The 20,009-nt window shown below is 70.6% G+C and carries 17 protein-coding genes and 2 pseudogenes; 2 read left to right on the top strand and 17 right to left on the bottom strand.

Translation table 11 applies throughout. The annotated features are described in order from the left end of the window. Positions 1–8: 8 nt before the first annotated feature. The 13 genes from K8638_RS27440 to K8638_RS27380 all read right to left on the bottom strand — a co-directional run bounded on the left by K8638_RS27440 (position 9) and on the right by K8638_RS27380 (position 16,244). Positions 9–341, bottom strand: coding sequence for a hypothetical protein (locus tag K8638_RS27440; RefSeq protein WP_223757594.1), 333 nt, complete (start codon positions 339–341; stop codon positions 9–11). Further along, positions 341–895 (bottom strand): phage baseplate assembly protein V, encoded by a 555-nt coding sequence (locus K8638_RS27435; protein ID WP_223757593.1) that lies wholly within the window; start codon positions 893–895, stop codon positions 341–343. Before K8638_RS27435 ends, K8638_RS27440 begins: the two co-directional genes overlap by 1 nt. 1 nt (position 896) lies before the next feature. Next, complete coding sequence (locus K8638_RS44960) at positions 897–1,955, bottom strand: phage late control D family protein (RefSeq protein ID WP_305071197.1); 1,059 nt, start codon at positions 1,953–1,955, stop codon at positions 897–899. Beyond that, positions 1,955–2,230 (bottom strand): hypothetical protein, encoded by a 276-nt coding sequence (locus tag K8638_RS27425; RefSeq protein WP_223757592.1) that lies wholly within the window; start codon positions 2,228–2,230, stop codon positions 1,955–1,957. The genes K8638_RS44960 and K8638_RS27425 overlap by 1 nt, the downstream gene beginning before the upstream one ends. A gap of 9 nt (positions 2,231–2,239) precedes the next feature. Then, the gene (locus K8638_RS27420; protein ID WP_223757591.1) at positions 2,240–2,986 is read right to left on the bottom strand and encodes a hypothetical protein; all 747 of its coding nucleotides are present in this window, start codon (positions 2,984–2,986) and stop codon (positions 2,240–2,242) included. A 3-nt stretch (positions 2,987–2,989) separates the two neighbouring features. Next, on the bottom strand, positions 2,990–4,021 hold the full coding sequence (locus K8638_RS27415; RefSeq protein WP_223757590.1) for a hypothetical protein: 1,032 nt from the start codon (positions 4,019–4,021) through the stop codon (positions 2,990–2,992). 28 nt (positions 4,022–4,049) lie between these two features. Further along, positions 4,050–7,943 carry a hypothetical protein gene (locus K8638_RS27410; protein ID WP_223757589.1) on the bottom strand — a complete coding sequence of 1,298 codons (3,894 nt, stop codon included), beginning with the start codon at positions 7,941–7,943 and terminating at the stop codon, positions 4,050–4,052. Beyond that, a complete protein-coding gene (locus K8638_RS27405; RefSeq protein ID WP_223757588.1) occupies positions 7,940–8,179 on the bottom strand; it encodes a hypothetical protein in 240 nt (79 codons plus the stop codon). Before K8638_RS27405 ends, K8638_RS27410 begins: the two co-directional genes overlap by 4 nt. Continuing rightward, positions 8,169–10,265 carry an ATP-binding protein gene (locus tag K8638_RS27400; RefSeq protein ID WP_223757587.1) on the bottom strand — a complete coding sequence of 699 codons (2,097 nt, stop codon included), beginning with the start codon at positions 10,263–10,265 and terminating at the stop codon, positions 8,169–8,171. Before K8638_RS27400 ends, K8638_RS27405 begins: the two co-directional genes overlap by 11 nt. Then, entirely contained in the window at positions 10,262–11,539 is a 1,278-nt protein-coding gene (locus tag K8638_RS27395) for a Pvc16 family protein (RefSeq protein ID WP_223757586.1), read from the bottom strand. Before K8638_RS27395 ends, K8638_RS27400 begins: the two co-directional genes overlap by 4 nt. 991 nt (positions 11,540–12,530) lie before the next feature. Then, positions 12,531–13,355, bottom strand: coding sequence for a hypothetical protein (locus K8638_RS27390; RefSeq protein ID WP_223757585.1), 825 nt, complete (start codon positions 13,353–13,355; stop codon positions 12,531–12,533). 17 nt (positions 13,356–13,372) lie between these two features. Next, positions 13,373–13,873, bottom strand: a complete 501-nt coding sequence (locus K8638_RS27385) for a phage tail protein (protein WP_223757584.1) — start codon at positions 13,871–13,873, stop codon at positions 13,373–13,375. A 10-nt stretch (positions 13,874–13,883) separates the two neighbouring features. Beyond that, the gene (locus tag K8638_RS27380) at positions 13,884–16,244 is read right to left on the bottom strand and encodes a phage tail sheath C-terminal domain-containing protein (RefSeq protein WP_223757583.1); all 2,361 of its coding nucleotides are present in this window, start codon (positions 16,242–16,244) and stop codon (positions 13,884–13,886) included. 477 nt (positions 16,245–16,721) lie between these two features. Here K8638_RS27380 and K8638_RS27375 point away from each other — a divergent pair, with 477 nt between their 5' ends. Beyond that, complete coding sequence (locus K8638_RS27375) at positions 16,722–17,051, top strand: hypothetical protein (RefSeq protein ID WP_223757582.1); 330 nt, start codon at positions 16,722–16,724, stop codon at positions 17,049–17,051. Here K8638_RS27375 and K8638_RS27370 read toward each other — a convergent pair. The 4 genes and pseudogenes from K8638_RS27370 to K8638_RS27355 form a co-directional block, all read right to left on the bottom strand. Beyond that, positions 17,011–17,349 (bottom strand): annotated as a pseudogene (locus tag K8638_RS27370) (transposase); the annotation flags it as partial. The gene K8638_RS27375 and the pseudogene K8638_RS27370 sit on opposite strands and share 41 nt — an antisense overlap. Positions 17,350–17,408: 59 nt before the next feature. Then, positions 17,409–17,501, bottom strand: a pseudogene (locus tag K8638_RS45315) (hypothetical protein); the annotation flags it as partial. Positions 17,502–17,626: 125 nt separating this feature from the next. Continuing rightward, a complete protein-coding gene (locus K8638_RS27360) occupies positions 17,627–17,812 on the bottom strand; it encodes a hypothetical protein (protein WP_223757581.1) in 186 nt (61 codons plus the stop codon). A 216-nt stretch (positions 17,813–18,028) separates the two neighbouring features. Further along, positions 18,029–18,451 (bottom strand): hypothetical protein, encoded by a 423-nt coding sequence (locus K8638_RS27355; protein WP_223757580.1) that lies wholly within the window; start codon positions 18,449–18,451, stop codon positions 18,029–18,031. Between the two features lie 242 nt (positions 18,452–18,693). Between K8638_RS27355 and K8638_RS27350 the strand changes: the two genes are divergently transcribed. Further along, positions 18,694–19,686 (top strand): hypothetical protein, encoded by a 993-nt coding sequence (locus K8638_RS27350; protein ID WP_223757579.1) that lies wholly within the window; start codon positions 18,694–18,696, stop codon positions 19,684–19,686. Positions 19,687–20,009: the final 323 nt, after the last annotated feature.

Genomic DNA, 20,009 nt, shown 5'->3' with positions numbered 1-20,009 from the left:
TCCTCCTCTCAGCGGCTGCTCACCTTCGCCTGCGTGTTGGCCACCACCACCGGCCCCTGTGGCACCTGGGCCCCGCTGAGACACAGCCCCACGCTGCCCTTGCTGAGCGAGACCTCTCCGCCCGCCTTCACCTTCATGTCGGCGACCATCCACTTCACGCTCACGCAGGGGCTGGGGCCCGAGGGCAGCGCGAAGGAGCAGCCCGAGATGCTGAAGGTGTCGCTCTTGGTGACGATGGCCGAGCCGCCCGCCTTGGCACTGGAGTTGGACGAGGAGATCTTCACCTGTCCGCCGTGCGGGCACTGCAGGGTGGACGCCGTGGTGAGGGTGGAGCCGGCCATCACGTCACCTCCAGGGCGCCGCCGTTCACGCTGAAGGAGGAGCTGCTCAGCTCCGTCTTCTTGCCGCCCACCTCGCTGGTCACCGTGCTGGCGGTGAGGGCCAGGCGGGCCTTGTCGCGCTCGGCCGAGATCTCCTCCCCCACCGTCAGCTTGCCGCCGTCCACCATCTCCAGGGTGAGCAGCTTCTGCTCGTCGTCGATGCTCAGGGTGAGCGAGGCGGTGCGCAGCGTCTTGAGGGAAGCCTGGTCCTCGCCGGGCAGCTCCTGGTCCGCCCAGAAGCAGCCGGTCCACACCGGGTAGGAGGCGTCTCCCGCCTCGAACTCCACCCAGACGCCGGTGTCCTTCTCGGGCAGGAAGAAGAAGCCCACCTCCTTGCCGGCGTAGGGGACACAGGGCATGGCCCACACGTCCAGGTCCCCGAGCACCGCGGGGACCCGCACGAGGAGGCGTCCCCGGTGGGTGGGGTCCGCGTTGTCGGTGACGGTGCCGCGGTACTTGCCGAAGTAGTGTCCGCGCACCCACTCCAGCAGCTGTGCCAGCAGGTCCTGCTCCATGTCATGCCTCCCAGCCGTTGCGGGCCAGCTCCAGCTCCATGCGGTGCAGCGACGCGTCGAGCGTGTGGCGCACCGCCGCCACCAGGTACCGGCCGCTGTGGCGGCGGCCCGCACCCAGCAGCTCCACCACCGTGTGCGCGCGCACCAGCGTGCCCACCGTGTCCAGCCGCACCTCGCAGCGGGCGCGGATGAACCAGAGCGCCTCCTGGAGCGCGCCCTCGGCGCGGGCCCGAAGGCCCCCCGCGTCGTCCGCGGGCGCGGACAGGAAGAGGGAGCGCTCCTCTCCGGTGACGGAGCCCAGGTCCTTCGCGCCCAGCTGGGACAGCGGCGAGCGCTCCGCCCCACCGTCGATGGCCTCCTTGGTGTTCAGGTCGAGCTGCCGGGCCTCGATGCGGGTGGGCCGCTCCACGTCCCACTGGAGGTCCAGCGCCCGCACCTGGGGCGAGGGCGAGTTGATGCTCAGGCTCACGGCCGGGGTGCCGCCCAGGGGCGGGCGCTTGAAGTGGGCCGTCTTCACCCCCATGGCGTTGGCGGTGACCCAGAAGAGATAGCCATTGCGCCGGGCCAGGCGGCGGACGAGGCGCAGGTCGCTCTCGCGCTGCACCAGGGTGTGCTGGCGCTCCGAGTGCCGGGCGCTCGTGGACTCCACGTCCGGGACGAGGCCGTGGCGCTGGGCGAGGGTGGCCACCACCTCGCTGTCGGAGACGTCGGCCCAGATGGCGGAGCGGTCCTCGCGGTCCATCGGTGAGGACGCGTCCGCGCCGTGCACCTCCAGCCAGGAGCCGGGGCCGCCGTGCACCAGGTGGATGCGCTGGCCCTGGACCGGTCCCATCACCAGGCAGTGGGAGGTGCCCTTCACCGGCACCAGCACCGAGAGCATGGAGCCGGGCCCCAGGCGCTCGTCCGCGAGCCGCGGCAGGTCTCCTTTGCCGATGTCCACGTCGTAGCGGATGCGGAAGGTGGTGGTCTCGCCCAGGCGCTCGTACACCTCCACCTGGCTGGCGCCCGCGAGCTCGGCGTCCACCCTTCCGTCCACGGCGATGTGGGCCCCGAGCCCCATTACCGGCCCTTCCCCGGGATGGCCACCTCGCGCGCCTCGGTGAGCCACTCCGCCTGCAGGGCGTCGTTCGCGTCGGCGATGCGCCAGAAGCCATCGGCGTCATCCAGGTACTGGTGCGCCAGGTGGTCCAGGCGCTGGCCCTGCTTGAGGAGGTGGTAGCCCGCGAGCGACTGCACGGGGGGCGCGGGCACCTCCACCACGGTGACGGTGCGGCCCCGGCGGTCGCACACGGTGTAGCGGGGAGCGTTGGCGTAGCGGCTGCTCTCATCGAACACGCGGACCTCCTAGAAGAGGGGGAGCATCCCCAGGGCGGACTCCACCGAGTTGGCGATGTTGAGGCTGGCCAGGCGGGCCTTCATCCGGCGGGACTCCTCGTAGGCCTTCTCGGCCAGGGCCTCGCTGCTGGAGAGCGTCCCCAGGGCCTTGCGGCGCTGCTCGAAGAAGGCCGGCCCGAGCACCTGCATCCCCACCGTCACCTTGGCGCGCAGCGGCGAGAGGTTGGGCAGGAAGGCCTGCTCCTCGACGCTGAAGCTGGTGAGCCGCACCGGCAGCATGCGGCCGGGGCCCCAGATGAAGAGGATGATGGGCACCTCGGAGCGAGGGACCTCCGGGGTGCTGGTGCTCACGCCCAGGGCTCCAGCCAGCGAGGCCACCGCGCTCGAGAGCAGCCCCTCCCCCGGGGCCGGCCGGGGGTAGAGCAGCATCTCCAGCGCATAGACGCGGTCGGACACGCCGGAGAGCACCGCCACCGGGTGGGTGTCGGGCTCCTCGAGCGCGTCGGTGGCGTCCAGCTCCAGCGAGAGGCTGAGGGTCTCCCCCGGGTCCTGGGGCTGGGCGGTGTCGGCGCTGCCGGCCTTCTGGGCGTCGCTGGCCTGGTCGCCCGGGGGCGTCCACGGCTCCAGCGTCCGCGAGAGCAGCTCCGGGTTGTACTGGAAGAGGATGACCTCGGGCACGGGGACCAGGGCGGCCTCGCCCAGCTTCACGAAGACGCCCTTGAGGAGCTTGGGGCGGAGGGGGTTCGAAGAGGGCATGGCTCAAGCTCCCAGGTGGAAGACTTCGCCAGCGTGCCGGGCGAGCTGGGCCGACAGGCCCCCCGGCTCCACGCGCTCGGCCTGCTCGGCGAGGCGCTCGCACCACACGCGTGTCAGCCCGCTGCCGTGCGCACCCGCCACCGCCGCGCCGTTGCGGAGCTGGTTCAGGGCCTGGCGCTCGTCACCGCGGGCCCGCCAGGCTTCCGCCACCTCGCGCAGCCGCTCCGCCGTCTCCCCCTGGCGGTACGAGGACTCGCGCAGCAGCGCCAGCGGGTGTTCGTCCTCCAGCCCCGCGAGGGCGAGAGGTCTCAGGGCTTCCAGCACCTCCGGACCGGAGTCGCTGGGAGGGATGAGCCACTTGACTGCATGCATGAAACCCCAGGCCACCTCGCGCGAGAGCACTTCCCGGGCAGGGCCCGTGGCGTCCCCCTGTTTCCGCTTCGCGCGGGCCATTGCCACTGCGAAGAGCCGGTAGGTGTCCTCCGGCGCTTCCCGCCAGACCTGCTCCGCGCGTTCCGCAGCCTCCTCCCAGGAGCCACAGGCCCCCAGTTCCACCGCGCTCCGGGCGGCGCCATTGCCAGGGTCCACTCCGGACAACAACCGGGCCCGCTTCGCGCGAGGCTGCAGGAAAGGCTCCAGGTCGGGGGAAACAGCCCCAGCCAGTGCCTCGGCAAGGGCCTGCACCTGCGGCCATATCTCGGCGACAAAGTTGGGGAACGCCTGCGGTGGGACGACCAGTGCGGCCGGCAGATACTGCACGGCCGTGGCCACCAACACCGGTGCAGCGGCGTCGTGCGGGAGCTCCACCCAGGCGCTCGCCCGCCAGGGTCTACCAGGAACGAGATGAACGGCGTAGAGGTTGGCGTCGCGCTCGAAGATGGGCAGGAAGACAGGCGGAAAGACGGTGGAGGCCCGGGCCAGCATCTCATCGAGGTGCTCGGCCCCTACCCGCTCCAGCCGCATCCGCTCCGTCACCTCGGCGGGAAACCGGGCTTGGATCTCTTCGATGTGTCGCAGAATGGATTCGCTGCTCATTTCGGTCCTCTCGCTGCCCTCTCCCCGCTCAGAAGCGGGTGACTCGCGTCATCTGGGGGTGGATGGCCAGCCACGTGGCCTTCGCCTTCTCATCAAGGGTCATCAGGGCCGCGGCATGTGTATCGGGAGGCCCGTCCTTCCCGATGCTGTGGGCGAGAGCCACCTTCACCGCTGAACGCGACTGGTAGTAGGCCCGGCAGAAGACGTTGGCCACCGAAGCGAGAAATGCATCCACGTGGCCTTCCTGTTCCACCTTGACCTGGGTGCGCGCGGCATCCAGTTCCTTGAGATAGAACTGGGTGGAAACAGTCCCCACCGCGGTGATGTCCTCGCCCCCTTCCTCGACTTCGGCCTTCTGCCTGGCGATGTCTTCCGGGTCGGTGAGCAGTTCCCCACCTTTGATGATGGGGATGAGCCCCTTCTCCTTCATTGCCGCCGCTACCAGTTCAGCGGTCTTCAGCCCGTGGTGCGCGCGGTAGGCATCCAGCCCTGCCTCTCCCGTCTTGGAGATGTGCGTGTTAGCGTGGAGCAGGATGCTGGAGAGATTGAGACCTTTGGAGTCGTGCTCGTCCTTCGCTTCTGTGGCCGCTTCAACCACGGGATTCACTTGGGCGAGATCCCGGATCCCCTTTGGAATGGACATCACCTGTTGGTAGATCCAGTTGGCCAGGCCCTTGGGAGGCACATGGTGAGGGGTGTAGTCCTTGACTCCGCTCAACTTGCTGTAGGTGCCCACAGCGGGAGCGTCTGACTTGTATTCCTTGAGCTCGTCGAGAATCCACGCCAGGTGAACCACCAACTCCTGGACCTCCCTGCGGGCCTCCTCCTTCTTTTCCGAAGGCGGTGACGTGTGCTGGGCGAGCGCCTTGAGGACCACCTCGGTATCGAAATCAGCCTCCTGAAGAAGCTTGCGTGCCGCCTTCACGTGGCCTTGCGTATCGACGTCCTTCTCCAGCGCCTTGATGTCCTTGCGGTTGAGGAAGCTCTCCAGGTGTGACGGTTCGCTGGCAAACATCAGCACCGCGGACTGGCCTTGCACCTCCACCCAGAGCCGGTGCTCCTTCTCGCCTGCTTTGAAGGTGACGGGCTTCTCGAGCTCCGCTTCGAGGTCCGCTGTCGCCGGCGGCCCCTCCTCCACTCCAGCGGGCTGTTCCTTCCCTTTCGCGGGCTTGAAGAGCCCGACCACCTTGAGGACGAGCTTGTCGATGGCCTGGTCGACGGTGGTCTGGGCCCGGGTGATGACCTCCTGGATCTTCTCGCCGATGCCGCCCAGCCCAAGGATGTTGGCCAGCAGGTGGATGGCCACGGGCACCAGCTTCGCGAGCGCCTGCTCTATCCAGTTGGCGGCCTTGCCAATGGCCCCCGTGGCGATCTCCGCCATGGACTCCACCACCGCCACCACCAGGTCCCCGATGCGCTTCGCATTGTCCCGCAGCCAGAGGTAGACATCCCATGCCGTGAGGAGCAGCTGGAGGATGGCTCCCGCCGGGTTGAACAGCGAGACCAGCTTGAGGACGGCCTTCTTCACCAGCGTGACGACCAGCCAGTCCTGGGCCGCGCCCACCACCATGTCCCAGAGGTTGCCCAGGAACTCCTGCGCACGCTCCCAGAGCCCGCCCAGCCCGCCCGCCACGGCCTCGGAGAGAAACTCCCAGATGTACTCGATGCGCTCGACGTTCTTCTCGCCAATGAGCTTGACCGCCTTGGCGCGCAGCCGGGACAGCGTCAGTCCCAGCACCTGCATCACCAGGTCGAACACCCCTGCCAGGTCGAACTGCTTGGGCAGGGTGATGCCCGCCTCCGCCACGACGCCGAAGAGCCACTGCAGCAGGCCGCTCTTGAGGTGCTCCAGGATCCTGTCGGCGAACTGGCCGAAGCCCTTCATCACCGCGCCCACGAGGTTGCCCACGAAGGCGCCTGGGTCGTCGACGATGAGCCCCAGCGAGGAGCGGATCTTCCCGATGAAGGCGTAGAACTCGCCCGGGTCGATGCCCAGCACCTTCAGCAGCCCCGCCAGCAGCAGCTCCGCCACCGCCGACCAGTCCCCGCTCACCAGCGCCTTGGCGAGCGTCGCGAGCGCCTTCACCCCCTGGCGGTAGCCCTCGATGAGCGCGTTGAGCGCCCCGCGCAGCCCCTCCACCAGCGCGGAGACCTTCTGCTTGAGCGCGTCGGCGAGCGCGTTCACCGCATTCTTGGCCGCCTCGATTCGCTGATCGATGAAGGCGTTGAGCTTCCGCGTCAGCTCGGGGAAGAGGTCCCCCAGCACGGCGGTGACGGCCTGCTTCAGCCATGCGCCGAACTGGTCCAGCCGCTCGTTGATCCACTGCCGGGACTGCTCGATGAGCGCCAGGGCCCCCTGCTTCACCTTGTCCAGGAGGGCGCCCACCGCCTTCTGGACTTCACTGAGGATGTCGTCGATGGCCTTGGCGAGCGCGTCGATGGCCTCCGTGACGAATTCGACGGCCTGCTCCCACCAGTTGCTGTCCTGGGCGGCCTCCCGCTCCGTCTCCTCCTTCCTGGCGCGCGCTCTCTCCTCCCCCTGGCGCTGCTCCACCTGCGCGTCCTGCTCCGCCTGCTGGTAGTCGCTGGCGATCTTCTGCTCGTCCGCGGTCACCCGCTCGTCGACCGTCGCCAGCACCTGCTCGCGCTGGGCGCCGGCATCCCGGGTGAGGCCGTCCACCGCCTCCTTCTGCTGGCGAAGGGTCTCGCGCTGCTCGCCGAGGATGCTGTCACGCGTCTCGCCCACCGTCTGGGCCTGCTTCGCGTCGGCCTCGGCGTTGGCCGAGTCCACCTGCCGCCGGGTATCGGCCACGGCGCGCTCGCGCTCGACGGTGCGTTGCGTCTCCTGGTCCTCGAGCTGGCCCCGCGCCTGCGCCAGGTGCTCGGCCATGCGGGGGCGGGCCTCGTCATCGAAGGCCGCCGAGGCCTCGGCATCCAGGTTCCAGGCAGCCACCTTCGCCATCTCCGGTACGGGCTCCAGGCCGGGAAGGGTCTCCGGTTGGGAGGGAGGCACCCGGTTCGGCACCTCCAGCACCTCGGGCTGGACCTGCGCCGGCCCCGGGCCCTGGACGATGGCGAGGCTCGCGGCCAGCCGGGCCTGCTCGGCGGCCTCGCTCCCCTGCTGCTCCGCCTCCACGGCGCGCAGGGGGTCGGCGCCCCCGGTGAGCGGCACCTCGGGCGGCGCGCCCGGGCTCGTCTCCAGGTCTGGGACCTGGGTCTTCAGGCCCTTCAGCACCCCCTGCCCGCCTTCCTTCAGGGCCTGGGAGTCCTGCCCCACCTCGCGCACCAGCTTCTGGCTGGCGGAGGTGTTGTCGGAGACGCGCGGCGCGGGCGTGGGTGGCGGCGCGGTCAGCGGGGCGGGTTTCAGCCCCGAAGGAACCTCCACCGGCGGGGCCTGAAGCGTCGGCTTCTCCGGCGTGGCCGTCACCACCGCCTTGACGCCCGCGCCGTCCAGCCGGGCGGTGAAGTCCGGCAGCTCCGCGTCCCGGGCCTTCTGCTCCCGCGCGAGCGCCGCCGAGGCCTGGTCCCCGGAGGCGCTCCACGCGGCGGCCATGCGGGAGGGCGGCGCCTCGAGCGCGGCCAGATAGGCGTCACCGGGTGCCGGCAGCGCCCCGCCCACGGCCCCTGCCCCGCCCGGGCCCTGCTCCCTGGCAACCGGCGGCTCCAGGGCGAGCCCCGCGCCCGGCTCCGGCGCTCCCGCCTGGGGGCCGACCCGTCCCGCCTCGGGAGCCGCTCCTCTCTTCGCCTGCGCCAGGGCCGGAGCCTCTTCCGGCTGGAGCCCGGGACCGGCGCGGGTGTGGTTGCCCGGCTGGCCCCGGGCCGGCTGGCGCTGCCGCCGGGGCAGAGCGGACGTGGCGGGGCGTGCCGGCTCGAGCGCGGGCGCTTGCTGCCGGGTGGCCAGGGCTCGCGAGGACGTGCTCATCCGGACACCCCCCGGAGGATGGCGCCCGCCAGGTGCTCGGCGAGGCGCGCGCGGTCCATTCCCCGCGGCACGCTCACCTTCAGCTCAAGCGCCCCCAACGAGCGGCTGGGAGGCGCGGAGGCCAGGCCACGGCCGACGCGCTCGGCGACGTCGGCGGCCAGCAGCCGGGCCTCGTCGGCGCCGAGGCCTGGGACTCGGAGGACGAGCTCCTCGATGACCACGCGCTCATCCGCCACGGCCCACCCACCTCTCCCGGGTGCGGGAGCTGAGCGCGCGCCCCTCCTTGAGCAGCTCGCGCTCCACGCCGCGCAGCAGGTGCCGCAGCTCCACCTGTGTGCCCTCCCGCCGGGCGGCGAACAGCGCGCTGAGCACGCCGAGCTTGATCTGCGCCCCCGACAGCTCCAGGGCCTCGGCCAGCGAGGGCAGCTCCGCCTCCAGCGCGGCCAGCCGCTGTGGCCCGGCCAGCTCGCCCACCATCCGGCGCCAGAGGGTGGTGCGCTGGGCCACGTCCGGCGCGGGGAATTCCAGCATGTAGCGCAGCCGCCGCGTGAAGGCCCGGTCGATGTCGCCGCGCCGGTTGCTCGCCAGCAGCGCCACCCCCCGGTAGGACTCGATGGCCTGGAGCAGGTGGCTGGTGTCCGTGTTGGCGAACCGGTCGTGCGCGTCACGGATCTCCGTGCGCTGGCCGAAGAGGGCATCCGCCTCGTCGAAGAGCAGCACCAGGTCCAGGTCCGCGGCGCGTGAGAGGATGCGCTGCAGGTTGCGCGAGGTCTCCCCCACGTACTTGCTCACCACGGTGGACAGGTCGATGCGGAACAGGTCCACGCCCAGGCTGGCGGCCACCACCTGGGCGGCCATCGTCTTGCCCGTGCCTGGCGGCCCGGAGAAGAGCGCGAGCAGTCCTCGCCCCTGGGGGAAGAGCCGGCGCGCCGCGTGCTCCTCCCAGAAGGCCGCGCGCTCCCGGGCCTCGAAGACGAGGTCCCTCAGGCCCTCGCGCAGGACCTCCGGCAGGAGGAGGTCCTCCCAGGTGAAGGGGCACTCCAGCCGCTGGGCCAGGTCTCCGAGCTGCGCGCGAGAGGCCTCGCGCACCAGGGCCTCGGCCTCCTCGGGACCGGTGACGCGGTGGCGGGCCACGGCGGCAATGCGCCCCACCGGAGTGCGGTGGCCGGTGGCCAGCCGCTCCAGCCCGCCGTCCGTCCAGCCGGCGCACTCCGGCAGGAGCCGGCGCCACAGGGCCCGCCGCTCCTCCACGGCCGGCAGGGGCACCTCGATGCGGCGGTCCACCACGTCCTCCCCGGCGGGGATGGGCGGGGAGCCTTCGCCAATGACGAACTGCACGGGGAACCAGGGCAGGCTCCGGGGCCAGGGCCGCCGCGACGCCGCCTCGCCCACCCAGGCCAGCGCGCAGCGCTCCAGCCAGGCCTTGCGCTGCGCCCGGAGGAAGACGTGGGGCCAGGCGGCCTCCTCCACGGCATCGGTGTCGATGGCCAGCAGCGCCAGGCCCAGGCGCGAGGCGACGGTGGCCGCCAGCGTCCGCCGGCCACTGCCCGGGGGCCCTTCCACCCGCAGGCGCACCCGCGCGGGCTGCCCCGCCTCCACCAGCCGGTGCACGAGCGAGGTGGCCTCCTCCACGGGCCAGCCCAAGAGAGGCTCGCGCGGCTCCACCCGCCGGGCCACCCCCACCAGCGCCGCGTCCAGCGCATCCTCGCCCAGCAGCCACGCCCGCAGCCCGGGCTCGCACTCCCACAGCCGCGGCTCGCCGGGAGCCACCTCCCGCTCCACCACCAGCTCCCAACGGCGCACCGCGGCCTCGACGCCGAGCGCGCTGCAGCGCCCGTGGGCGAACAGGCGCGCCACCAGCTCCTCGGTGACGTACCCCCTCCCGCTGTGGTCCTGCAGGTAGGCATAGACCCGGGCCAGCGCGGGGTCCACGGCCAGCGCCAGGCAGGCGTGCAGCAGGTCCCGCTCCCGCGCCTCCAGGCCGAACAACCGGCTCATCCGGCCCAGGCGTGAGTGCTCGTCCGCCGCGAGCGCCGCCTCCACCTGCCGCAGCGCCTCGACGAGGTCGCGGGGGCCGTGGGCCGTCCACCAGGCCGCCTCGGCCTCGGGCGCATCGCGATCCTCCAGGAGCTGGTCGACCTCGGCATGCGCGACCACGTTCGGAAGCGAGCGGGGCTCCCCGGCCCACAGGTGGCGCAGCCAGGCCGCGCGCCGCCGGGCCCGCAGGCGCACCCGGGTCAGCACCCACCGGAGCGGCTCCTCCAGCGGCGCCCCCCCCTCGGGTCCATCCATGGGCCGCGCAGCGGCGGAAGGAGCGCTCATGGGAGGGCGACCCAGAGAGGAAGGGACTCGGCGCCGCGCACCAGCACCCGGAGGGGCACCGGGCCGGAGGGCAGGCCGGCCGGAGGCCGGAGCTGGAGCGTGCCCGGCGCGCTCACCCTGAACGTCCCTGCGACGGGCGCCGTGGACACCCGGGTGAGCTGCGAGTCTCCCAGGTGGACCTGCAGGGCGTCCTCCGGGAGGTCCGGGTCGCTGAAGAGGTAGCCGGACACGGTGTAGACGCCGTCGGCGAGGGTGACGGAGTCGATGCGCGGCGAGACGACGAAGGGCGCCGCGTTGGAGGTCCGGAGGACCTCGCGGAAAGAGCCGTCCGGGAACGCCTGCCGCCGGCTCACGGCGAGCCGCGCGGAGTAGATGCCGGGCACCACCCGCCGGCCGCCGGCCGTCTCCTGCACGACGGCCACCACCTTCTCGGGAGAAGGATCGAGGGGCCAGCCCGTCTCCACCTCATCCGTCCACTGGAGCCCGCGCAGCAGCAGCGTGGTGCGGTCGCCGGACAGCCCCTGGCCGAGAAAGGCCACCCGTCCCTGGACGGGGTCTCCGGCTGGCACCTGGGCCGGCTGCAGCTCCACGGTGCGCGGGGGCTCACCGGGCAGGGCATAGGTGAGCACGCTGCGCGTGGTGTCGATGCCTGGCCCGGCGCCGGGCGACAGCTGGACACCGAAGCCGAGCACGCGCCGGGGCTGCACCTGCTTGCGCTCCGGCTCCATCATCACCACCTGCACCTCGTAGTAGGCGGACAGCCGCGGCGCCCCAGCCTGTCCGGTCCAGAGGCTCATCGCCTCTGCGTGAGGGATGGGCAGCAGCGAGACGCGCAGCGTGTTGCCATGGCCCTGGAGTTCGGCCGGGAAGATGTCGAGGGGGGTGCCGTCCCGGGCCACCAGCTGCGTGTGGTCGTCGATGACCGGGTAGTCGTGCAGCGCCTTCATCCCCAGGCCGAACAGGAGCTGCGAGGTGTAGAGGCCCGGAGCCGAGTCCTGCCCGAGGTGCGGCGTGAGCTGGTAGATGAGGCTCAGCGCCAGGGGGCTGAAGCGCACCGGCGGCGAGCCGAGCCCCGTGGGGGGTGGGTTCTTGAAGTGGGGGTCCTCGATGACGTGGATGAGGTAGAGGCCGAGCGTGTCCTCGCTGAGCCTGTCATGAGGCAGCGGCGAGACCTTCGGCTCGGTGTTCTGGCTCCACGCAGGCGAGGCCCGGATGTGCTCCTTGAGGAGCCGGACCAGGGCCTGGGTGACCAGGGAAAGATCGAGGAGCGCCATGGCTATAGCTGCCCCAGGCCGAAGCGCAGCCGGGTCAGGCCTCCCACTTCACGAGACTGTGGAGCTCGTTCCCCACCAGGAGCAGGCCGTGCCGGAGCCATGGGGGCCGTGCGGGCCACGGGGGCGTCAACCACCTGGACGGTGATGCGGCCGATGACGATGCGCGGAGGCGACTGGGACGCCGCCGCAGCCGCCTGAGCCGGGGCTGGAAGCAGCTGGGGCGCGGCGGGCGGCGGGGCCACGAGCTCCCGGGGGCGCTCGGGCGGGCGGAGCAGCGGAACGGTGGGTACCCTTTCCGGGACCTTCCTCTCGGGTGAGAGGCCCTGCTCGTCAGCGGGAAGGGCCAGGACCGGGGGCCGGGGCACGCTTCTGGGAGGAGGGGCGAGCGCGGCCGTGCGTCTCACCTCTTCGGGCACCGGGGGCCGCGGCGGTGACATGGCACGCCGAGGCTCGAAGGCCGCCATCTCCGAGCCCCTCTCCCCCAAAGGATGGCTGCGCGCATCCTCCGCCGGCACTGGAGCCCGAGGCCGGCGCGGCACGGACTCCTCGGTCCTCCCCCGCTCCGAGGGACCGGAGGCGGCGTGCTCCAGTTCCCGAGCACGCGGCGCCTCCGTCACGGGAGGCGGGCGTGGAAGCCGGGCGGGCAGCCGGGAGGCGGGCGGCGGCGGCGCGGGGAGTTCCCCGTCCGTCCGCGCGAACAGCGGGGCAGCCCGGGGCGCCATGGGCTCGGGTGGAGGGGGCCGCGCCTCGGCGGGCATGGCACGCGGGTTCCCGGGCCCGCGCTGCTCCCGGGCGGGTCCTTCAGCCCGGGGGGGACCTTCGCCCCGGGCGGGCACGGCCTCTCCCTCTTCGACTCCGGGGACGGCCTCCGCCTCGGCGAAGGGGTCCTCCGGCGGGCCGCGAGGACGGCCCGGCGCGGGGAGGAGCGGCACCCCGGCGGCCCCGGCCCGTGGAGGCCGCGAGCGCGCCACCAGCCTCCGCAGGTAGTCGCTCATGGCCTCCCCCGCGCGCCAAGGGACGCGTCACCCGCGACCAGGGCGGCGTAGGCCTGGCGGCGGCGCCGGCTCAGGGAGAGGATCTCCCCCAGGCTCCAGCCATAGGCGAGCGCCAGCCGGTGCACCTCGTACACCCGCGACTCCGCCTCCCGTGCCAGCGCGCCGAGCAGGTACGCCTGCATGTCGAAGTGGAGCGCTTGCGAGTGCCCGCACTCGGGGCAGGATGCGGTCAGCTCCAGATTCAGCATCGGCCCCACTTGCTGGAGCGCTTCGAGCAGGGCGGGCTCGTCGTCCGCCGCCAGCTCACCTTCGACACAGCAGCGCCGCAGGAGGGCGTGTGCGGCCTCCTCGGGAGGAAGGGTGAGCACCGCGCACTCGTCATCCCCGGTGGGCAGCCGGAAGCGTCGTCCGTCGGGCAGCGAGTAGAGCCCCTCGCACGCCTCGATGCCTGGGGCCTCGGGGGCATCCAGGGTCTGGGCCACCAGCGTGTCCAGGTCGAAGTCCAGGTCGAAGGACGCCGCACAGGCGGCGCAGCGCAGCGTCCCCTCGATGCGGGGACCGAAGGTGGCCCGGTAGACGGCAGCCAGGAGCCGGTCGCGCTCGGACACAGGAAGCGTGCCCGACTCACCGGGCCGGACGCTTGCCCCTGGCCCGTCCACCAGGAGCCGGTCCAGCAGCCGGAGGGCCTCGGGCGTCCCACCCCCTTCGAGGGACTCCTCGTCCAGGCCACACAGCTCTCGCAGCCAGGCCCGGCGGAGCCCGGAGCCTCCGAGCACCACGCATTGGACCGCGCCCCCTGCGGCTCGCCTCGGGCTCGCCACGTGCGCTCCTCCTCGGCTCAGCTCTCGGTCGGCTCAGCCGCGCTCAGGTCCCGCGTCCAGCCCTCGTTCTGCAGGACGAGCCGCTCGATGGCCATCGCCTTGCCGTTGGCGTCCAGCTCCGGGAGCGCCTGGTACTCGGACACCCAGCAGCGGAACAGGTTGTAGGCCTTGGCCACCTTGCCCTGCTCGTTGAGCAGCTCGATGGTGATGTCCTTGCGGAAGTTCTTGAGCGAGATGGCGGCGTCCCCGTCGGTGTGGAACACGAGGTTCGCCCAGCCCTCGAACTCGACATCGTGCGTCACCCCGCGCTCGAGCGTCACCGGCTCGAACTTCCACAGGGAGGGCGAAGCCCGGGAGGAGCTCGGGTCCCCGCCCTCGCGGTGGGCGACCACGTCGGTGCTGCGCTTGAGCGCGCTCACCTTGCTCACCCCAGCCACATACCGGCCGTCCCACTTCACCCGGAACTTGAAGTTCTTGTAGGGGTCGAAGCGCTGGGTATTGACGTTGAATTGAGCCACGGCTTGCTCCTCAGACCTGGATCTGTCCGGCCATCTGCTGCAGGTAGAGGACGACGAATTCGGCGGGCTTCAAGGGAGCGAAGCCCACCCAGATGTTGACGATGCCCCGGTTGCGGTCGTCCTGCGTCGTGGTCTCCGCGTCACAGCGCACGAAGTACGCGTCCGCCGGCCGGGCCCCCTGGAATGCGCCCTGGCGGAACAGGCCATTCATGAACGAGCCCACATTGAGGCGGATCTGCGCCCAGAGCGGCTCGTCGTTGGGCTCGAAGACCACCCACTTCAGGCCGCGGTAGAGGCTCTCCTCGATGAAGAGGGCCACGCGGCGGATGGGAATGTACTTGTACTCGCTCTGGGAATCGTCGCTCCCGTCCATGGTGCGCGCGCCCCAGTTGACGATGCCCGTGGGGAAGACACGCAGGGTGTTGATGGCCTGGGGGTTGAGCGCGCCGTTCTCCGGATCGGAGAAGCGGCGCTCCAGCCCCACCACGCCGCGCAGGTCCGCCTCGGTGCCCGCGGGAGCCTTCCACACCCCGCGGGTGCCATCGATGCGCGCCATCAACCCGGCGATGGCACCGGCGGGGTTCACCGGCACCTTGCGGCCCTTCTCGTCCACCAGCAGGCGCGGGAAGAAGAGCGCCGCGTGGTCCTTCACCACGCCCACACGCGCGTTGGCCACTCCCTTCTGGGCTGATTGCGCGTCCGTCCACCCCACGGGAGCGTCCACCAGCAGCAGGGCCCGCCGCTTCAGGCAGAAGACGCTCGCGGGCCCCCAGAAGCTGGACATGTCGGTGCTGGCCGTGTCCGGCGGCAGGCACATCAAGTTGAAGATGTCCACCTCGCGATCCACGGCAATGAAGGCCTCGTCGTACTCCTTCTGCGTCGGGGCGCTACCGTCGTTTCCCGACGTGCCACCATCCTGGAAGGAGCCGGCGCCACCGGCGCCGAGCTGATAGAGGCCGACGTTCTGGGTGAGGCCGCCATCCAGCGCGGCGTTGGAGGTGGAGAGGTTCACCACCTCGTTGGTGCTACTGCCCGTGGGGAGGAGCGCCAGCCGGTAGCCCCACAGCTCCGCGCGCCAGGGAATGGAGGTGCCTGGGGGAGGTGCCGCCACAAGCGTGTTGAAGGCGTCCACCGCGCCCTGGAGCCGCTCGCGGAGGCCGTTGTTTCCTCCGCCCGAGTCCTGGAAGAGCGGCTCCGCCCCAGCGACGGGCAGCGGCAGCGGCACCTCCACCGAGCCAATCGTCAGCTTCGCCAGGTCCGAGTGCTCGAGGCCGTAGGCCGCCTTGAAGTGCTCCGCCGGGCTGGCCGGATTGACGCCCGGGCTGAGGGTGTTGCCACTGGGGGCGGGGCGGTAGGCGGCGAACGGGGAGATCTCCAGTCCTCCCTGCGCGGTCCCCAGCCCCAGCGTCACCGCCGCATCTTCCTCCAATGCCGCACGGACCAGCACCTCCTGCTGGATGCCGGTGAGCTGCAGCAGCGAGGCCGTGGTGCCGGCTTCACTCGAGGGAGCCTCGAAGAAGGCCACCTGGAGTTCGGCGTCACCGAGCAGGATGCCTGCCCGGGTATGGGCCTCCACGATTCGCTTGTGGAGCTCCGCCGCCAGCGCCGCGGCACTGGCCTGTGCGACGACATCCAGGTCGGACAGGTCCACCGTCACGTAGCTGCGGCCACCCACGCTGATCTGGAACTTCCTGGCAGGGGCGTTCTTGCCGATGACGCCATTCCACGCGCCGGGAAGGGTGGTCGCCCCCGAGAAGGTGACAGGCCGGCCCGACAAGGAGATACCGTTGTTGGGGGTCGGGCTCCCGACCAGCTCGGCCGTCACCAGCTTCGAGCCCTGCTTGAGCACGTCGACGACATAGAGCGGTGAGGAGCTGTCCATCGACAGGTTCTTCCAGAGCTCAGCGTCCTGCTTCACCTGGGCGCCGGAGGAATCCGTGGTCTGGCGGAAGACCTCCAGGTTGAAGGTCGATTCCGGCAACGAGGTGTTGTAGTCCACCCTGGCGCGGAGCATGTCCCCGCGCTGGCCCGCGTTGCGGGCCTCAAGCTTGAGCGCCACCGCCCCCGCGACCTCGGGCTTGAGCTGAATGGACGATGCCTGGGCGCCGCTGGCCACCCGCACCACCCAGCACAACGAGCCGCCATTGAGGAAGAACAGCCGCACGTAGCGCCCCAGTTGATGCTCGCTGGTGATGTCGTCCGAGAACACCCGGGCGAAGTCCGTGTAGTTGAAGCACTGCACTGGCTGGTTCAACGGGCCGTCCGGGCTGCTGCCGATGAACAGCGCCGTCGAGGTGCTGACCCCGACGATGGTCCGGACTCCGCTCGGGACTTCCACGGTGTAGACACCGGGATACGTCAACGCCACCATTCGGATGGCCTCGCTTCCTACGCAGAGACGGATCATCTGCGGGCGAATACCTATACACTGACTGTTCCGGCTGGAGACGTGTCCGGCGGGGGGGCCTGCATGTCAGCCATCCCCCAACGCATGGCCCCGGAGGCGTGCCCGGCCAGTTGGCCTGAGATGCTGGCTGCGGCGCGTGTGCCGGGCGTGGGGCGGCGCCCCGCGGCCGGAGCGCCGGCCGAACCCACGCCTCACGCTTCTGGCGATGCCCGTCCTCTACTCGCTGCTGGAGCCAGACTACGGGCAGTGGCGCTGCGCCAGGTGGCAAGCGCAAGGGGAACGGGCGCTCGGCGCCGGACTCCCGCCCGGCCTGAAGCGCCTGGTTTCCCAGTCGTAGGAACCGAGGCTCATCCCATCCCATCCGCGCCCGTCGGCGCGCTCGCCCAAGCGCGCCACGCGGGCTCTTCTGCCCTCCGTGCGCGCGCACACTCGGAGGACACCGTGAAGCGCATCCTCACCATTCTGCGTAGCTACCGCCTCGTCCGGCCGATGACGGAAGAAGAGGCGAAGTCCATCAGCATCGAGCTGCTGCGGCCGCTTGCCCTCGAACACGAACGGGCCTTGAAGGCCGGGCTCGACGACGAGGACCTCCTTGCCGCCTTCCGTCACCTCGCGCGCATGAGCATCCACACCATCAGGAGCAGCCTGACGAAGGGGAGCCTGCTGCTGAACCGGTCAAGTCCCGAGTCGTGTGTAGGAGGGGGGAGCGGGGGGAGGGCCTCGGCGTGCTTCACGCGGACTGCTGAACGGGCTGCTGTTGGGAGGGGTTGAGGAGGGCCATGTCGAGGTAGCGGCGGTCGCTCCAGATGCTGGAGACCTCCAAGGCGACGGTGGTGACCCGACGCAAGGCACTGGCCCTGTCGGGGAAGGCGCCGACGGAGCGGGTGCGGCGCTTCACCTCGCCGTGGAGGCGCTCCAAGCCGTTGGTGGAGCGCAGGCGGAGCCAGTGCGCGGAGGGGAAGTCGTAGAAGACGGTGGCCGCGGCGAAGCCCTTCTCCAGACAGGCAACGGCCTCGGGCAGCTGAGCGCCCAGGCCGGTCTTGAAGGCCTCCAGGCGGGCCTTGGCCTCCTTATGAAGCTGCTGCCGACTAGCGGCACGCTGGTGCCGCCGGTGCTGGTCTTGCTGGCCTGCCGATCGCCGGCCAGCGCGGCGATCTCGAGCGTGCCCATGCCCGGGATCGTGTGGCTCGGTGTTGTGTAATTGCAGCCGGGAACCGCCACGCTCGCCTCGTCTCCGACGATGCACAGCTTCTTGCCGCCGGCCGTGGCTGCACGACCACAGTCGCTGCGCCGAAGCTCGGCTGGAAGATCGCCAGGTCGCCATCAACGAGCACGTAGTCCATCGCTCATAGCCCCGGCGTGGCCGCCTCGTTGAGGTAGAAGGGAAAGACCATCTGGTCGCCGTCGTCGAAGACGACTTTGTCCCCGCTCGGATCGTCCTGCCCTCCCCCCAGTTCGGTCCGCGGGTGAGCATCGAGGTGCTTTCGCAGGAGGGTGAGGACAGCACCAATCATTGCTCGCACCGCGCGCATGATGAGCTCCCCCTCGCGTGTGACTGGCCTGTTGATCAGGAGGATGGCTATCCATCCGAGAGCAGGCACACAAGGACAGCACGGCATGGTCTGTGGCGTTGTTGATCTTGTTCACCACGCGAGGCAGCTCTCCGTGCCGAGCCGCTGATCACGTTCCGCTCCTGCAGGCGCATCGATGTGTCGAGCATCAAGCCGTATGGCCAGCGCGGCTGGTGCTCACGGCCAGTTCGCCCAAGTGTGGCGCCGAGCTGTCCCAAGGGCTTCTTCTGTGCGGATGCCGTCCCCGAGCCCGTGTGCCTGTCCACGCGACTGGCCGGGCAGCGCCGCTCCTCGGAAGCCTCGCAGGGACTTGAGTCGTTTCTGGCTGGCCGCCAGGTGGTTTCCATCCAGCTCCCGCACCCAGTAGCCCGCCGCCCAGGGCCGCTGCTGGGACTTCAACTGCTCCAGCACGGGCGTCAGCCGCTCCCCGCAGCCCTGCACCACCTGCCGCGCCACCCACGGCTCGGTGTGGTTCACCTTCTCGTCGAGCGCCTGCATCGACACCTTCAGCTCGTCGCGGGCCACCAGCGCCATCAGGTCCACCTCGGTGGAGAAGAGCAGCTCGCGGGTGTACTGCAGCTGGCGGTGCTGCTCGAACAAGCGCCCCTGCCCGCAGCGACCGCTAGTTCTCCTGACACCCCGCCCACCAGGGAGCCTCCTCCATCACCTTGAAAGGGGTGGGACTCAGCCCACCAACGCAGGCGGAGGCGTGCCCACGGACGGAGGCTGGCGATTGCCCCATGGAGAGCAGAACCCCATATTGCCCAAGACATCTGGTTCAGGGAGCTCGGCAACCCGGTTCGAGGCGTGGCATCTCAGGGCAGTGAGACGGGAGACCCCACATGGCGGTCACGCAAGACCCGATGCGGCGCAACATGGCCGCAGGCCTTCTGGTTTCCGTGGCCGCGGTAGCCTTGGCCCTGACTCATGCGGCATTGCCGACGGTGCCGATTGATTGGGTCACCGTCGCCTTGGTTGTGATTGCACTGCTTCCATGGGTGGCCCCGCTGTTCAAGACCATTGAGCTGGGGCCCGGTGGAGTGAAGCTCGAGACGCGGCTGCGAGAAGTCCAGGAGAATCTGCACCGCGAGTCGCAACGGGTGGAGGAACTCGTCAATCGCGTCGAGCACGTCGAAGGCGTGGTGTTCTCCGGGCTGGTGACGCCCCAGCTCGAGAGTGAGCTCTCGAAGGCGCTGAAATCCTTCCAGGACTTCCTCGCCTCGTTGGGCTTCGACGTCGGCCCCTTCCCGCGGATCCATGTGGGCGACAGCGCCGTGGACGCGGCGGAGTATGACGCGCGGAACAATCGGGTGACAGTCGGTGTGGCGGTGGCGGGCGACCCCGATGTCGTCTGCAAGTCCTACATCCATCAGGTGCTGTTCGACGCGGTCCCCGGGAGCAACTTCGACAGCGAGCGGTTGCGGGCGCTCGAGTCGGGGCTCGGCGACTATCTCGTGTGCAGCCATGGCGGCGACCCGCGGCTTGGGCATCGGAGCGGAGCGGTGTGGTCGGCCCGACAAGGACCTGACCATCCATACATCCGGGCCCTGGACCACCACCGTGGCTTCAACGAGCTGGCGTCGGACGCGACCCATTGGGACATTGGCGAAGTCTGGGGGGCTGCGTTCTGGGAGCTGCGTGCATTGTTGGGGAAGAGCACCGCGGATCGGGCCCTCGCCGCGCCCTGGCGGGGGCTCCGCGACGTGGCCCCGCGAGACCCCATCGACCGATTCGTCGCGCGGCTGGAGCAGCTCACGGGTGCCGGAGCGGTGACTGTGAAGGAGGTGCTCCGGCGCCGTGGCGCCGAACAGACAACTCCTGGTCCTCCTGCCTGAACACCGGAGGCCATATCAGCAGCCCGCATGGCGCAACCCACCCCGCCCGGGGAACTGCGCATCATCCAGTGCGCCTCATTCGACGCTCTTCTGCATCATCCTGGGCGCGCGGTAACACCGCCTGCTACATCAGCGGGCGCGGCGCTCCAGTTTCTCGCCGATAATGGGCAGTCCTCCCTACCCCATCACACAGTCGGCTCGAAATCGGGCCTCGCTCCCTCAACCAGGGTGCGCGTCAACAGTATGGACTCGTGCGTACTCACCCTGTGGGTAGAGCACCCCGAACCCTACCTCTTATGCTGCCTCCTCCCTTGCATGCTCCC

This window comes from Myxococcus sp. RHSTA-1-4 (assembly GCF_020037125.1).
Taxonomy (GTDB): domain Bacteria; phylum Myxococcota; class Myxococcia; order Myxococcales; family Myxococcaceae; genus Myxococcus.
The sequence above is the reverse complement of the archived record's forward strand: the minus strand, read 5'-3'. Positions and strand labels throughout refer to the sequence as shown.